The organism is Alcanivorax sp. DG881 (assembly GCF_000155615.1).
GTDB lineage: Bacteria > Pseudomonadota > Gammaproteobacteria > Pseudomonadales > Alcanivoracaceae > Alcanivorax.
Genome location: NZ_DS989915.1, coordinates 656,385 through 671,495 on the forward strand (window position 1 = coordinate 656,385; position 15,111 = coordinate 671,495).

Annotated in this window: 13 protein-coding genes; 4 read left to right on the top strand and 9 right to left on the bottom strand. The window is 58.0% G+C overall.

All coding sequences use genetic code 11. The features are described from left to right. Positions 1-14: 14 nt before the first annotated feature. On the top strand, positions 15-569 hold the full coding sequence (locus ADG881_RS02950; RefSeq protein WP_007148477.1) for a DUF4399 domain-containing protein: 555 nt from the start codon (positions 15-17) through the stop codon (positions 567-569). 128 nt (positions 570-697) lie between these two features. Here the strand turns inward: ADG881_RS02950 and ADG881_RS02955 are convergent, their stop codons facing one another. Both ADG881_RS02955 and ADG881_RS02960 read right to left on the bottom strand, forming a co-directional pair. Beyond that, positions 698-1,537: a universal stress protein gene (locus ADG881_RS02955; RefSeq protein WP_007148749.1), complete on the bottom strand. Its 840-nt coding sequence runs from the start codon at positions 1,535-1,537 to the stop codon at positions 698-700. A 19-nt stretch (positions 1,538-1,556) separates the two neighbouring features. After that, complete coding sequence (locus ADG881_RS02960; RefSeq protein WP_007150267.1) at positions 1,557-3,038, bottom strand: SulP family inorganic anion transporter; 1,482 nt, start codon at positions 3,036-3,038, stop codon at positions 1,557-1,559. A 332-nt stretch (positions 3,039-3,370) separates the two neighbouring features. Between ADG881_RS02960 and dusA the strand changes: the two genes are divergently transcribed. The 3 genes from dusA to ADG881_RS02975 all read left to right on the top strand — a co-directional run bounded on the left by dusA (position 3,371) and on the right by ADG881_RS02975 (position 6,004). Beyond that, positions 3,371-4,366, top strand: a complete 996-nt coding sequence (dusA, locus tag ADG881_RS02965; protein WP_050760196.1) for a tRNA dihydrouridine(20/20a) synthase DusA — start codon at positions 3,371-3,373, stop codon at positions 4,364-4,366. 214 nt (positions 4,367-4,580) lie between these two features. After that, positions 4,581-5,555 (top strand): transaldolase, encoded by a 975-nt coding sequence (locus tag ADG881_RS02970; protein WP_007151310.1) that lies wholly within the window; start codon positions 4,581-4,583, stop codon positions 5,553-5,555. Further along, on the top strand, positions 5,552-6,004 hold the full coding sequence (locus tag ADG881_RS02975; RefSeq protein WP_007148513.1) for a TerB family tellurite resistance protein: 453 nt from the start codon (positions 5,552-5,554) through the stop codon (positions 6,002-6,004). Before ADG881_RS02970 ends, ADG881_RS02975 begins: the two co-directional genes overlap by 4 nt. A gap of 52 nt (positions 6,005-6,056) precedes the next feature. Here ADG881_RS02975 and ADG881_RS02980 read toward each other — a convergent pair whose 3' ends face one another. The 7 genes from ADG881_RS02980 to hrpA form a co-directional block, all read right to left on the bottom strand. Next, positions 6,057-6,860, bottom strand: a complete 804-nt coding sequence (locus ADG881_RS02980; RefSeq protein ID WP_007149382.1) for a VacJ family lipoprotein — start codon at positions 6,858-6,860, stop codon at positions 6,057-6,059. A 65-nt stretch (positions 6,861-6,925) separates the two neighbouring features. After that, a complete protein-coding gene (locus tag ADG881_RS02985; RefSeq protein ID WP_007151366.1) occupies positions 6,926-7,594 on the bottom strand; it encodes a DoxX family protein in 669 nt (222 codons plus the stop codon). An 11-nt stretch (positions 7,595-7,605) separates the two neighbouring features. After that, entirely contained in the window at positions 7,606-8,376 is a 771-nt protein-coding gene (locus ADG881_RS02990) for a DUF2063 domain-containing protein (RefSeq protein ID WP_007149204.1), read from the bottom strand. Continuing rightward, the gene (locus ADG881_RS02995) at positions 8,373-9,284 is read right to left on the bottom strand and encodes a DUF692 domain-containing protein (RefSeq protein WP_050760107.1); all 912 of its coding nucleotides are present in this window, start codon (positions 9,282-9,284) and stop codon (positions 8,373-8,375) included. Before ADG881_RS02995 ends, ADG881_RS02990 begins: the two co-directional genes overlap by 4 nt. 12 nt (positions 9,285-9,296) lie before the next feature. Further along, positions 9,297-9,593 carry a hypothetical protein gene (locus tag ADG881_RS03000; protein ID WP_007150356.1) on the bottom strand — a complete coding sequence of 99 codons (297 nt, stop codon included), beginning with the start codon at positions 9,591-9,593 and terminating at the stop codon, positions 9,297-9,299. A 215-nt stretch (positions 9,594-9,808) separates the two neighbouring features. Further along, on the bottom strand, positions 9,809-10,939 hold the full coding sequence (locus ADG881_RS03005) for a beta-ketoacyl-ACP synthase III (RefSeq protein WP_007148801.1): 1,131 nt from the start codon (positions 10,937-10,939) through the stop codon (positions 9,809-9,811). 190 nt (positions 10,940-11,129) lie between these two features. Next, a complete protein-coding gene (gene hrpA, locus ADG881_RS03010; RefSeq protein ID WP_007151176.1) occupies positions 11,130-15,080 on the bottom strand; it encodes an ATP-dependent RNA helicase HrpA in 3,951 nt (1,316 codons plus the stop codon). Between the last annotated feature and the right edge of the window lie 31 nt (positions 15,081-15,111).

A 15,111-nucleotide genomic window follows, 5' to 3' on the forward strand; every position in this document is an offset into this window, starting at 1 on the left:
TCAAGGAAAAGACCATGCGTATTCCGTTTCAACGTTCCCTGCTCGTCGCTGTGATTGCCAGCACTACCCTGCTGCAAGCCTGTTCCGACAACAGCGAAGACGCCACCAAAGAAGCTGCGGCTCCAGCTGCAAACGCCCCTGCCGCCACCGATCACAGTAATCACATGAACACCGATGACAGCGCTGAAAAACCTGCTGCCACCGGCATTACCCGCAGCCCCGCCCCGGAAGGCGCTGCCGCTGAAATCGTCAGCCCGGCCAATGGCGCCACCGTCAGCAGCCCGGTGAAGGTTGTCTTTGGTCTGGAAGGCATGGACGTGGCGCCGGCTGGCAACGAGCAAGACAACAGTGGCCACCACCACCTGCTGATCGACCTGGAAACCCTGCCGGACATGGGCATGCCGCTACCTGCCAACGACCAGGTGATTCACTTCGGTAAAGGCCAGACTGAAACCGAGCTGGAACTGGAGCCGGGTACCCACACCCTGCAGCTACTGCTGGGCGATTACCGCCATGTTCCCCATGAGCCACCGGTCATGTCCGAGAAGATCACCATCACGGTGGAATAAGAGCGCGGCTCGCCACTTAATTCCACACAAAAAAACGCGGGCCTGTCTTTGCCTATTAGCACTGACAGAGCCCGCGTTTTTTGTAGCGCCCAACATGTTGCTCGTTGCGCCTGAATGGTCCTTAAACCTTACCGCAACAGCAGGTGCGGCACCTTCGCTTCACGAATCATCTTGTTAGTGGTGCTGCCCACAAAGAATTCGCGGATGCGGGAATGGCCATAAGCCCCCATTACCACCAGGTCCACGTTGTGGCTCTGCTGGTACTGGTGCAAGGCAGGCTCCACCTCACCTTCAAGCGTGGCCGTTTGCACGTTATGCCCGGATTGTTCGAGCTGCCGAGCCGCCTCATCAAGCCCCTCATGGTTATTGCCAACCGTCACCAGATGACAATCCAGCCCCTGAAACAGCGGACTGTCAGCCAGCATGCTCACACCCTTGCGCGAAGTAGCACTGCCGTCGAATGCGAGCATGATGGTTTTCGGTGCCTGAAACTCCCCTGCCGTCACCAGGATTGGGCGATGCAGGCCGCGGATAACACGCTCGACATTGTCTCCCACCTGGGCACCAATACCCTCGTGCTCTTCGCCTTGCTTGCCAATGACCAGCAAACGCATCTCTTCTTCCAACTCGGCAAGCGTATCCACCAGATCACCGTGACGCTGACGTTGCTGCGGGTCGCTAATGCCAGCTTCGCTGGCGCGCTGACTTGCCGCTTCCAGCATCATCTTGCCTTGTTCCAGTGCCAGGCGGTTACGCTTGGCATCCAGATCTGCCAGCTCTTCCATCAAGTGCTCGCGACCACCCAGCGCCAGATTACCACTGAAATCGGCACTGACCGGGTAGCGCGAATGATCCAGCACATGCAACAAGGTCAGCGGCGCGCTCAGGCGCTGTGACGCCCAGGCAGCGTAGTCACAAACAGCCGTTGCAGCGTTGGAGCCGTCGATACAGGCGATGACATTCGTCATTGTTGTTCTCCTTTGGCGCTTAGTGGCCGCCCATCATTTTTTCAACGGCAGCGGGCTTGTCATGCACACCGAACTTGTCCACCAGCGTAGCACTGGCTTCGTTGAGGCCGACGATATCCACTTCGGTGCCTTCGCGGCGGAACTTGATCACGACCTTGTCCAGGGCGCCGATAGCGGTGATATCCCAGAAGTGGGCACGATGAACATCAATAGTGACTTTATCGATGGCTTCCTTGAAGTCAAACGAGGCGATGAACTGGTCGGAGGAGGTAAAGAATACCTGCCCCACCACATCATAAACCCGGTGCCCGTCTTCAGCACTTTCGGTCGCTTTCACGTAGAAGATACGACCCACCTTGTTGGCATAGAACAGGGCACTCAACACCACCCCGATCCCCACACCAATGGCCAGATTGTGAGTCGCCACGGTGGCCGTCACCGTGGCCAGCATCACCACGGTACTGCTGGCCGGATGTTTTGCCATATTGGTAATGGACTCCCAGCTGAAGGTACCGATGGACACCATGATCATCACTGCCACCAGCGCGCCCATGGGAATCTGGGAAACCCACTGGCCCAGGAACACCACCAGCACCAACAGGAAACAGCCGGCAAACAGGGTCGACAACCGCTTGCGCCCACCGGATTTCACGTTGATCACCGACTGGCCAATCATGGCGCAACCGGCCATCCCGCCCAGGAAACCGGACGCGATATTGGCCACGCCCTGGCCTTTGCATTCGCGGTTCTTGTTACTGTCAGTGTCGGTCAGGTCATCAACAATGGTGGCCGTCATCATGGATTCCAGCAGGCCAACCACGGCCAACGCCAGAGAATACGGCAGGATGATCTTCAGGGTTTCCAGATTCAGCGGAATATCCGGCAACAGGAAGATTGGCAGGCTGTCCGGCAGCTCCCCCTTATCCCCCACCGTGGGCACATCAATGCCCAGATACATCGCCACACCGGTAATGACCACGATACAGACCAGCGGCGACGGCACCGCCGTGGTCAGCAGAGGCAGCAGATAGATAATCCCCAGGCCAGCGGCCACCATGGCGTAAACATGCCAGGTCACGTTCACCAACTCCGGCAACTGTGCCATGAAAATGAGTATAGCCAACGCATTCACAAACCCCGTGACCACAGAACGCGACACAAATCGCATCAGGTTACCGAGTTTGAGGAACCCCGCGATGATCTGCAGTGCGCCAGTGAGCACCGTGGCCGCCAGCAGGTATTGCAAGCCGTGGTCGGCCACCAGAGTCACCATCACCAGCGCCATAGCGCCAGTGGCTGCAGAAATCATCCCCGGGCGCCCGCCGAAGAAGGCCGTCACCACGGCAATACAGAAAGAGGCATACAAACCCACTTTCGGGTCCACACCGGCAATGATGGAGAAGGCAATCGCCTCCGGGATCAACGCAAGCGCCACAACGGCCCCTGCCAGCAAGTCGCCACGGACGTTACTGAACCAGTCCTGCTGAATCGTTCGAAGCATGGATTTCAATCCTGTGTTTGGAAATAACAAGCAAAGGCTGCGCAGCGGCAGCAATAAAATACGAAGAACGGCACCAACAGGCACCGCACGGCAAAGCCATGTAAGGAGGGCGCGCTAGGGCGGACTCAGCCGTGTTTGGGTCATTATGAACACCCGACAGTAAGGAAAGGCGCGGATTCTAGCAGAACCGTTCGGCCAATTACAGGAAGAGCCAGAAGCCTCACCCCCCACCCCACTACGCCCCGAGACCACAACATGCGATAATCCCCGCTTATGTGTACCGCCTTCGCGGCATCCGCAAAGGCCCCAATTATGTGCCCGATACCGTGTTAATGACCGACCCCACCGCCCACACCACAGCCCGCACACTGGACCGCCGCCTGAGCGTCGCCCCGATGATGGACTGGACCACAAGGGACTACCGGTTTCTGGCCCGCCTGATCACCCGGCATACGCTGCTGTACACCGAAATGGTGGTAGCCCAGGCCATTCTGCACGGCGATCGTGACCGTTTCTTGAGTTTCAACAACGAAGAGCACCCCGTGGCCCTGCAACTGGGTGGCAGCGACCCACAACAACTGGCCGAGGCCAGCCGCATCGCCGGAGACTACGGCTATGACGAGATCAATCTGAATGTGGGCTGCCCATCCGACCGGGTTCAACAGGGCAAGATCGGCGCGATTCTGATGGCCGAGCCGGAGCTGGTGGCGCGCTGTGTCGAAGCCATGCAGGCGGCGGTCCGCGTACCGGTGACGGTGAAAACCCGTATCGGCATCGATGACCAGGATGACTATGATTTCCTTTACCGGTTTGTGGGCCGCATGGAAGCCGCCGGCTGCACCAGCCTGACCATCCATGCCCGCAAGGCGATCCTTTCCGGCCTCTCCCCCAAGGAAAACCGGGATATCCCGCCGCTGATCTATCAGCGCGCCTATGCCATCAAGCAGGCCTTTCCGCACATCGAAATCATCCTTAACGGCGGCGTAAAGACACTGGATCAGGTACACGAACACATGGGGGAAGTGGATGGCGTCATGATTGGTCGCGAGGCCTACCAAAACCCCTATTTTCTGGCCGAGGCAGACCGGGTGGTATTTGGCGACGACCACGCCATTCCCAGCCGCCTGGCTATTGCCGAACAGTTCCTGCCCTATGTGGAACGCCGTTACGCTCTGGGGCACGCACCCAAACACTCGCTGCGGCATATCCTTAACCTGTTTCAGGGCCAACCCGGTGCCCGTCGTTTCCGACGCCACCTCAGCGAAAACATGCACAAACCGGAGACGACACCACAAGTGCTCATGGACGCCTTGGCACAACTGCCTTAGGCTGTAAAAGTCTTTCACCACAGAGTTCACAGAGCCAACAAGCCGGATAGCACACTCTGTTTTTGTGGGAAGCTATGCTTGCATAGCGAATGCCGTGCCCGCCTCTTCACCATGCAAGCATGGTTTCCCACACCCCCGATTTACCGCTGTGTACTCTGCGACCTCTGTGGTGAAAAAATAATTCTGTCATGGTGGCTCAGTACCGTGCCCCGCCATGACACTGAAAGGAACGGATACCGTGAACAAACGCGAACAGCTCGCTCAATGGACATCGTTAGTTGCCGACACCGGTGACCTGGAAATGATCGCCCAGCTGCGCCCCGAAGACGCCACCACCAATCCCTCCCTGCTGCTGGCCGCGGCCCGGGACGAGCGTTACCGCGATCTGCTGCAGCAAGCGGCAGACTTGTGCCGCACCCTGGGCCACCAGGGCGAAATGGACTGGCTCACCGATACCTACGCCTGCCTGGCCGGCCAGGCTATCCTGGAACGCGTGCCCGGTCTGGTATCCAGCGAAGTGGATGCGCGCCTGTCTTTCGACACCCGCGCCACCGTGGAAAAAGGCCGCCGGCTAATGGCGATCTACCGGGAACTGGACGTGGATCCAGGCCGCATCCTGATCAAGGTGGCAGCCAGCTGGGAAGGTATCCGTGCCGTGGAGATCCTGGAAGAAGAAGGCATCCGCTGTAATGTGACGCTGGTGTTCAACCAGACCCAGGCCCTGGCCGCCGCCGAAGCCGGCGCCACACTGATCTCACCGTTTGTGGGCCGCATTTTCGACTGGCACCGCAAAAATGGCATGACCATCGAAACCCCGGAGCAAGACCCGGGCGTGCTATCCGTGCGCGAAATCTTCGCCACCTTCAAGGCCCGCGGCCTGGACACCATCGTCATGGGTGCCAGCTTCCGCAACGCCGGGCAAATCGAAGCGCTGGCCGGCTGCGACAAGCTCACCCTCAGCCCGGCACTGCTTGAGGAACTGGCTGGCGATAACGGCGGTCTTACCCGGGTACTGGACCCTGAACTGGTGGCCCCGCAAGACGACTGGACACCGGTGAACGAAGCCGCATTCCGTTGGCAGCTCAACGATGATGCCATGGCCATCGACTTGCTCGCCGATGGTATCCGCCGCTTTGCCAAGGATCAGCAGGCACTGGAAACCTTACTGATTGACGAGGGTGTCATTTGAACTGGCTGAACCGACTGTTTCGCCCTGAAAGCGATACACCACAGTACTCTGAACACGATCTGCACCGTGCTGCTGCTGCCCTGCTGTTCGAGGTAGCACGCACCGATGGCACGGTGGATCAGGCAGAAACCCAGCGCCTGATCACTGCCGTAGAGCAACACTGGCATCTGGATGCCGAGGAAATGCAGGATATTGTGGCGGAGCTGGAAAGCCGAGTGGATCAGGCCACCGACCTGTTCGAGTTCACTCTGCCGTTACGCGACCACTGGGGCCCGGAGCAACGGGTCACGCTGATTGATGAGATGTGGGCAATGGCGGCCGCTGACGGCAAGGCCGATGTACATGAAGAGCACTTGATCCGTCGGGTCAGCGACCTGCTCTACGTCTCCCACGGCGACTACATTCGCGCCAAACTGAAAGCCACCGATCCTCAAGCGCTGGATACCTGATGCCGGCACCCGATGCCGCTGGCATCTGGCATCTGGCAACCGCACAGAACCACTACCAGCCGTCGTCTTCGTACTCGTCATTGAGTTCCGAATCGCGGGCTTCAATCTCGGGGAAGCGCAACGACGGCCGGTCACCGCTTTCAAAACGACGGCGTTGCAGGTAAGCATTGCGCAGGAAGGTATAGCGGTCGCCAACGATATTGCGTTCCAGGTCCAGCAAGTCAGCCCGCAAGTCGACCACATACACCGCGGTAAAACTGTGGCGGGTCAGGTCGTGGGGGATATAGTGACGCAGGCGCATGTAGTCTTCCGGCAGGATAGCCGCAGCATCCCGCCCTGTGGATGGCCCAAAGAACGGCAGCATCATGAACGGGCCTTCCGGCACACCCCAGCGGGCAAACGTCAGGCCCAGGTCAGTATTGCGCTTCTCCAGATCCACCTTGCTGGCCACATCAAACAAGCCACCAATACCTAGCGTGGTATTGACGGCAAACCGGCCCCAGTTCTGCCCCACATGCCCCCAGCGCCACTGCAAGACACTGTTCAGCCCGCTGCGAAAATCACGCAGGTTTTCATAAAAACGGGTGATGGTGTCGTTCATCCACTGTGGTGTGACCTTGTCGTACCCTTTGGCAACGGGCTTGAGGCCGTATTTGTCCAGCGCTTCGTTGAAAGCAAAGATCTTGCGGTTGATGTCTTCCCAGGGGTCTTCGTACTTGGGTTTGCCGTCCGGGGAGTCAAATGCCGTGGACGCATCTCCCCAGTCTTCTTCCGCCTGAACGGCGAATGGCAGACATAACAGCAAACTCAGCAATAGATAACGCACGGACACCCCGGACAGTAATGGACGCCGCATTATAGCGACGCCCCGGCCCCTACGAACAGGGCCACCGGCAAACCGTTACCCAACCCGCACAGGTTTTACACATTCGATCTGGCGCGAGCCCAGCAACGACGGGCAATCCAGTAGTCCAGGCTGACAAAGCGACCCGCCCCGGAGAAGAACAGCACCAACAGCATAATCAGGTAAGTAACGGCAAATTCAATACCATTATTCAGCACCACGAAATTGCCTTTACCGGTAAGCCAGTCGTACTGTCCGTGCTCGCGCAGAATAGCCCGCGCCCGGCCCAGGCGCTCGCCCACAGCCTCACTGTTCTGCAAACTTTCCGCGGCCCCCGGAAACCCGACCTCGGCCAGGGGCGCAGCCATACTGGTTGCCGGATTGCCCGGTGCGATGGCGAACCAGCCGTTTTCCCAGTGCACGGAGCCAATGGCAACCATCATGGTGAACATCAACGGGATGCTGATATAACGGGTAAAAAGGCCCAGTAGCAGCAAGACACCGCCAACCAGCTCAGTGGCCGTCGCCAAAAAGGCCAGTAACGCGGGAAAAGGCAAACCCAGCCCCCATTCACTGTTGCCAAACCAGGACACCGTACTCTCAAAGCTCATGGCCTTGTTATATCCAGCGCTGAACATCACCGGTGCCAGAAACAAACGAAGCGCCAGAGGCGCAAGGAAATCGGCAATACGGGTATGATTCAATGCCGCATGACAGCGGTGAAACAAAGACAGTAGCGTGGTCATCGTCAGGATCCTTACAGGTGACTCAGTGAGGTTCCTATTAGGATGTCCCGATCACGCATTTGTTGCAGAATATCGCGAGAAAAAGTTTCCAGCGCCGCCACGTCCGCAAACTGCATTTCCTCAGCCAGGCGCCCCACCACCGCTTTCCCCGTCTCCGTTGGGTGCTCGCCAATCAACTGCAGCAATCTGGCCGTCGGGGCGTTGATTTCCATAAAGCGCACGCCATCGTCCCGGCCACGATAAACCAGTAACCAGACCGGTTGCTCAAGCGCTTCCTGAGGCTGAAATTCGCTACAAATTTTGTGCACAGGAAAGTGGTAGCTCAATATCTCATGCAGAGGGCTAAGCTGGGGAATCGCACGGAGTAGATCTCCATCCGGATGAAACCCGGTTTCCGGGAAAGTTTCTGTGGAGGCGTCCAGCACCAGCTCCATCCACTCGTAATGCGCCAGCTCCAGCATAAAAACCGGGTCGCCGGGCTCACTGCCCTGGCCGCTGGCCAGAAAACTGACAAATTCCTGGGGAATTTCCAGAAAATAAGGAGTTTGACTGGCATGCTTTTCAAAGAATGCCCTGGCCAGTCTCTGCCAACGCGCACTGTCCAGCAGGCTGTGCAGCACAGGAAATCCCTGGCGCAAAAAACCGTTCACATTGTTGAAAAACAGATTGCGATAAATATCCAGACGCCGCTCTTCGATGCCGTCGGGGGCAGGATGCGAATCCGGATTACGCAAGTGCGCAGCGAATTCCCGCTGTAGCGTCTGAAAATCCGGGGTTTTCATGACTGCACAGACTTTCTGGAAGACGTGCCAGGCGCGGATGCCTTTATGGCCGCGCTCGCATAGTGTTGCTGATAACCGCCAATCTTGCGCAACTCGGCAAAAAGGGTTTCGTTATCCGGAATATTGAAGTCCCGCTCCAGCAACGTGGGAAGTGGACCAAACGTCCGATAGGCGTGGTCCAGTAATGCCCACACCGGGTCGATCACATCGCTGCCGTGGGTATCCACTTTCAGATCTTCCGCTTCATCAAAATGGCCTGCGATGTGCAAATAACAAATGCGTTCATCAGGCAATGCGGAAATAAAATCGTAGGGGTCATAGCCGTGATTAATACCGTTCACATAGGCATTATTCACATCCAGCAGCAGCTCGCAGTCAGCCTCCTGCAATACCGCCTTGACGAAATCAATCTCTGACATTGCTGCGCCGGGCGCGGCATTCCCCAACCGAGCATAGTAGCTAACGTGCTCAATGCCGATCGGTTGTTCAAGAAAGTCCTGCACCTGGCGAATACGATCCGCCACATAATGCACCGCCTCTTCCGTAAAGGGAATCGGCATCAAATCATAGAGATGACCGTGGTCACTGCAATAACTCAGGTGTTCGGTATAACGGCGAATGTTGTGTTCTTTAAGAAACGACTTCACCGACTTCAGTAATTCGAAATCCAGCGGTTCTGGCCCACCCAGTGACAGACTCAGCCCGTGAGTCACAAAGGGATAGCGCTCGGTAAAAGCACGAAACTCTTTACCCAGACGCCCACCCATGGGAATCCAGTTCTCTGGCGCCACTTCCATAAAATCAAAGGGGATACTGTCAGGCGCGGAATCATGGGCCTGTGAAAGCGGGCCCATGAGGGCCCGCCGAAGACCCAGGCCCACTCCGGACACTGGTGTCTCAGTTTTCATGGTCAGGCGTCCTTATGCGTCACCGCCGCATTTGCCTTCACCACACTTGCCTTCGCCTTTCTTGTCTTCACCACATTTACCTTCGGCACCTTTTTCACCACAGCTGCCTTCGGCTTTCTTGTCTTCGCCGCACTTGCCTTCACCACACTTGCCTTCAGCGTGATCTGCGGCCAACTGGTAACCCGCGCTCAGGTCAGCAGCAGCAAACGGATTTTCAGCAGCCTGGGCCACTGGTGCAGACAGCGCAGAAGCGACAACAGCAGCACCAACGGTAGCAGCAAGAGGGTTCAGTTTGGTCAGCTTAGCCATGTTAAGTCTCCATACTTACTTTATTTGAGGGTGTACATTATTGAATGTCATGTCCGAAGCCGTTTTACCGGCTCAGGCACCCGCGCAAATCAAGAGCACCTGACACAGACAATATAGAGATGCGGGCGTGAGGTAAACGTTACGGCTACAGGCCAAAAAAAAGAAAAAAGGCCGCAAAATGCGGCCTTGTGAAGAGCATGTGAACGCAGCAGTGATTATTTGATGCGGTTCACAATAACGCTGCCGATGGAATAACCGGCACCGAAGGAACAGATAACACCCTTGGTGTCCACGGGCAGATCTTCATTGTATTTGTGAAACGCAATCATGGAGCCCGCTGAACTGGTGTTGGCGTATGCATCCAGAATAACCGGAGCTTCCTCACGGGTGGCGGGACGGCCCAGTACCCGCTTGGAAATCAGTTCATTCATGCTCAGGTTGGCCTGGTGCAGCCACATGCGGCTGACAGAATCGACCGGCACCTGGGTATCGGCCAGGTGCGAACTGATCTGCTCGGCAACCATGGGGCAGACTTCCTTGAACACCTTGCGCCCTTCCTGGCGAAAGAGTTTGTCACGCGCGCCCACACCACGCTCATCTGCCCGGTTCAGGAAGCCAAAGTTGTTACGGATGTTGTTGGAAAACTTGGTTTGCAGGCGAGTGCCCAGAATCTCCCATTGGTTGCCAGAGGTCGCATCTTCCTTGCGCTCCAGAATCACGGCCGTGGCCACGTCACCGAAAATGAAGTGGCAATCACGGTCTTCCCAGGCCAGATGTGCCGAGCAGATTTCCGGGTTCACCATCAGCACCCGGCGGGCACTGCCATTGCGGATCGCGTCCACGCCGGCCTGGATACCGAAAGTGGCACTGGAACAGGCCACGTTCATGTCGTAACCCCAGCCGTGGTCCATGCCCAGGGCCGCTTGCACTTCCACTGCCATGGCCGGGTAGGCACGCTGCATATTGGAACAGGCCACCAAAACGGCATCCAGGTCATTGGCTGTCAGGCCGGCATTGTCCAGTGCCTGTTTGGCTGCCTTGACCGCGATCTCCGCCTGAATGGACACCTCGTCATCGGTGCGCTCATCAATGCGGGGAGCGAGGCGGTCAGGGTCCAGAATGCCTGTTTTATCAATTACATAACGCTGCTTGATGCCTGACGCTTTTTCGATGAAAGCACTGTTGGACGGGCCCAGAGCCTCCAGCTCGCCGGCTTCGATGGCTTGTGCATTGCGGGCGTTATAACGCTCCACGTATTCATTGAATGATTCCACCAGTTCGTCGTTGGTGATGGTCTGGCCCGGGGTCCACAGGCCGGTCCCACTGATTACAACCGAATAGCTCACAAGCGAGTCCTCGCACTAATGCAGGGCCAGCCGCCCTGCTACAGCAAATTAGATAATGGGTCGATTATCCGGATTCAGTGGGCCCGGCGCAAAGGCACCAGGGCCCATTTTGTTGGTTATTACGGTCGTTCAGAGGCCCGTTTACGTCTTGTGCTGTGCCTGGAGCGCTGTAAGCAAGCCTATTCGCCCTTCAGCATTGCTCCCACTGTTTATTCAGCCGCTTCGCTGAAACCGACAGTTTGGTGCCCAGTTGCTGGGCAAACAGGCTCACCCGGTATTCCTGCAGCATCCAGAAAAACTGCTGCAAGGGCTCGGGTTGCTTCCATAACGGGGCGCCAGCAGCCCGGGTTTCATGCTGTTTGCTGTAAGCCTCCAGCTCCGCACTGAGAGTGCGATCCTTGCCGATCTGCCCGCCCAGCTTATCCAGGCGGTGGTCGATGGCCCCCAATAGCCGCGGGTATTCCTGTAACCAGGCCCAGGGCACCTGTAACAGCACGTCATCGGGAAATAATTGCCCAAGCTGTTGCTTCAAGTCGCGATGGGCATGGGCCCAGGCCAGCGGGAAGTTCTTTTCCAGCGTCCCCATCAGCTGCCGGTAGTGCGCAAACAGTTTCCCCAGCGTGGCCAGTTGCTGCTGGGCCCAGGGCACAAAGTCCCCACGGTGGGCATTGAGTCGGTCCCGAAACGCCGCCTCGTTACGCACCGGCTCATCCAGACGGAAATGTTCGGCCAATAACCGCAGCAAGGCATGATCCAGCGCATTACGGGCCATGGCGCCTTTCTCGGTTTTCAGTTTCTGGAAACCCGCCATTTGCGAGGCCTGCTTGCGCAGATCCCGTAGCTGCACCGACAGTTTGAAGCTCAACAAGCGGGCCGTGCCCCATCGGTGTGCCCAGGCACCCTCGACTTCATCGTCCCGATACTGCAGCTCTACTTCGCTGCCAATATCCACCAGCGCCGGGAAACGGCGTACGGTCATGCCCCCCAGATCCTGATCCTCGGTTTCCGGCAGCTCACCAAACAACCACTCCTGACCACGCAATGCCGGCGCGGCTTCGGGAGGCTTGGGCAAGTCCCGGGTGACGCCGGCAAGCCGGTCTTTTACGTCATCCAGGCTACGCCCCTGGGCGAGCACCTTGCGTTTGCCGTCAACACGGTCCACCACCTGAATAAACATGCGCAGATGGTCCGGCAAGGTGGCCGCCTGCCATTCCTCCAGTTCGATACGAAGGCCACTCATGCGCTGCAGTTCCCGGGTCATGGCCGGCAGCAACGGCTCATCCGGCGCCAGGGTTTCCATCAGGGCGCTGACATAATCCGGCACCGGCACAAAATGGCGGCGGCGCGCCTTGGGCAAGGCCCGAATCAACGCTTCCAGTTTTTCACGCAGCAAACCGGGCACCAGCCAGTCCAGTCGCGCCTCGGACACCTGATTCAACGCAGCCAACGGCACGATCAGGGTGACGCCGTCGCGCTCCCCGGTGGGATCAAAGCTGTATTCCAGCGGCAGGCGAAGCCCATCGAGTTTAAGCTGATCGGGAAACTGATCGCTGCCCAGATCTGGGCTTCGCGAAAGCAGGAAACTCTCATCCATGAGCAACGCAGTTTTCTGTTCCTCGCTGGCCTGTTTGTTGTACCAGTTCATCAACCCCGCGACAGTGTGAAGGTCACCGGGCAGGCGCGCATCGTAGAAAGCCACCCGCGCTTCTTCATCCACCAAAATATCCCGACGGCGCAGTTTGTGCTCCATCTCTTCCAGTGTTTCAAAACGCTCGCGGTTGGTTCTCACAAACGGCGGCTCTCGGGTCAGCTGCCCCATGACCAAGCCTTCACGGATCATCAACTCACGGGCTTCTTCCGGCTGAATGGGCCCATAGTTAACCGGCCTGCCGCTGGCCAGAATCAGGCCGAACAGATTGACCTGTTCCTTTGCCATGGCGCAGCCACGCTTTTTCGACCAGTGCGGCTCAAAATATTGGCGCTTGAGCAGGTGCCCCGCCGCCTGTTCGATCCACAATGGATCGGTTTTTGCCACGGTCCGGGCAAACAACCGGCTGGTTTCCACCTGCTCTGCCGCCATCAACCAGCGCGCCTTGGTCTTCGACAGCGACGACCCCGGCCATACCAGGGGTTTGCGGTTTCGCGTCGACAACCATTCGCCCTCTTCCGTGCGTTGCATGACATTGGCCAGCAACCCGGTGAGCAACGCCTGATGCAAGGGTGCATAGAGCGGGGACGGAGGAGCGTTATCGCTGTTCTTGCTCTTTGCCTTATCAGGTTCTCTTAACGGCAACCCGGATTCCACTGGGGCATTCAGCTCCCAGCCCTGTTCTTTACTCAGCAATAAAAGCTGGCGGTGGGTGTCGCGCCATTCGCGCATTCGCGTGGGAGACAGGAAGGTTTTCTTGAGCAGTTTCTCGTACTGATTGCGGCTCAGGGATTCGCGTTGGGAATCCGCCCACTGCCACAGCTTCACAAAGAACAGGAAATCCGATTCCTTGTCGGTGAAAGGCTGGTGGGCCTGATCTGCCTGTTGCTGCTTATCGTGGGGGCGTTCCCGGGGATCCTGGGCGGCCAGTGCGGACACCACAATCAAGGCCTCGCGCAACACTTTCTTTTCTGCCGCCGCGACCAACATTCGGCCCAGGGTAGGATCCAGCGGGAAACGAGCCAGCTGCCGCCCCAGTGTTGTCAGCGTCTGTTTCTCTGTCAGCGCGCCCAGCTCATCCAGCAACCGGTAACCATCGCGGATCAGCCGGCCATCCGGTGGTTCGATAAAGGGAAAATCTTCGACCCTGCCCAGGCGCAGGTCTGCCATCTGCAGAATCACCGCCCCCAGATTGGTGCGCTGAATTTCCGGGTCGGTGAACGCCGGCCGATTGAGAAAATCGTCTTCGTCAAACAAGCGAAAACAGATACCAGGCATCACCCGGCCGCTACGCCCTGCCCGCTGATTGGCACTGGCCTGGCTCACCGGCTCCACCGGCAGGCGCTGCACCTTGGAGTGCACGCTATAACGGCTGATGCGCGCGGTGCCGGCATCAATCACATAGCGAATGCCGGGCACCGTGAGTGAGGTTTCTGCCACGTTGGTACTGAGCACCACGCGGCGCCCGCGGTGGGCAGAGAAAATCCGATGCTGCTCGGCCTGGCTGAGTCGTGCATACAGCGGCAGAATTTCCGTGTCGCGCAGGCTGGAACCATGAGTCGCACAGCGTTTCAAATGGTGGTGCACATCGCGGATATCCCGTTCACCGGCCAGAAACACCAGTACGTCGCGCGCCATGGGCAGGCCATCGCGACGCTCATCACGCTGAATTTCCAGCAGGATGTCTTCCACCTGCCGGGACAGCTCCTGCCCGTCTGCGGGTGGCCGGTAACGCATCTCCACCGGGAAAGTACGCCCGGACACTTCCAGCACCGGGGCGCCACCGAAATGTTCGGCAAACCGTTGGTGATCGATGGTGGCCGAGGTGATGATCACTTTCAGATCTGGCCGGCGCGGCAACAGCTGCTTGAGATAGCCAAGCAGAAAATCGATGTTCAGGCTGCGCTCGTGGGCCTCATCAATAATCAGGGTATCGTATTGATTAAGAAAACGGTCCTGCTGAATTTCGTTTAACAGCATGCCATCGGTGAGCACCTTGATCAGCGAATGTTCACTGACCTGCTCAGAGAACCGCACCTTGAACCCCACGGCGCTTCCCAGTGGGCTATGCAGCTCTTCCGCTACCCGGGTTGCCACCGCCCTGGCCGCCAACCGCCGTGGCTGGGTATGGCCAATAGTGCCTTCAATTCCCCGCCCCAGCTCCAGGCAGATTTTGGGTAACTGGGTGGTTTTGCCGGAGCCGGTTTCACCAGCAATTACCACCACCTGGTGGTCGCTGATCGCCTGCTTGATATCCTCCCGGCTGGCCACAACCGGGAGATCCGGCCACTCCAGTGCCGGTACGGATGCCAGACGCTTATCCCGGCTGGCCATGGAGGTGGCCATGGCCTCGGCGACTTTATCTACAGCTTTAGGGTTACGTTTCCCGGCCGGCGTTCGTGCCAGGCCATCAACCCGTTTCTTCAGACGAAAACGGTCAGCCCGACGTACTTTGTCGAGCTGCCGGTAAAGCGGTTTCAGGGTATCGGTCATTAAAGGAGCCTCTAAAAAACGCCTTGCATGC

Excerpts from the sequence above, each read along its gene's own strand:
- hrpA (WP_007151176.1), bottom strand. The coding sequence starts at position 15,080 with ATGACCGATACCCTGAAACCGCTTTACCGGCAGCTCGACAAAGTACGT.
- ADG881_RS02985 (WP_007151366.1), bottom strand. The coding sequence starts at position 7,594 with ATGACCACGCTACTGTCTTTGTTTCACCGCTGTCATGCGGCATTGAAT.
- ADG881_RS02995 (WP_050760107.1), bottom strand. The coding sequence starts at position 9,284 with ATGAAAACTGAGACACCAGTGTCCGGAGTGGGCCTGGGTCTTCGGCGG.
- ADG881_RS02955 (WP_007148749.1), bottom strand. The coding sequence starts at position 1,537 with ATGACGAATGTCATCGCCTGTATCGACGGCTCCAACGCTGCAACGGCT.
- ADG881_RS03000 (WP_007150356.1), bottom strand. The coding sequence starts at position 9,593 with ATGGCTAAGCTGACCAAACTGAACCCTCTTGCTGCTACCGTTGGTGCT.
- ADG881_RS02960 (WP_007150267.1), bottom strand. The coding sequence starts at position 3,038 with ATGCTTCGAACGATTCAGCAGGACTGGTTCAGTAACGTCCGTGGCGAC.
- ADG881_RS02970 (WP_007151310.1), top strand. The coding sequence starts at position 4,581 with ATGACACTGAAAGGAACGGATACCGTGAACAAACGCGAACAGCTCGCT.
- ADG881_RS02990 (WP_007149204.1), bottom strand. The coding sequence starts at position 8,376 with ATGAAAACCCCGGATTTTCAGACGCTACAGCGGGAATTCGCTGCGCAC.
- dusA (WP_050760196.1), top strand. The coding sequence starts at position 3,371 with ATGACCGACCCCACCGCCCACACCACAGCCCGCACACTGGACCGCCGC.
- ADG881_RS02980 (WP_007149382.1), bottom strand. The coding sequence starts at position 6,860 with ATGCGGCGTCCATTACTGTCCGGGGTGTCCGTGCGTTATCTATTGCTG.
- ADG881_RS02950 (WP_007148477.1), top strand. The coding sequence starts at position 15 with ATGCGTATTCCGTTTCAACGTTCCCTGCTCGTCGCTGTGATTGCCAGC.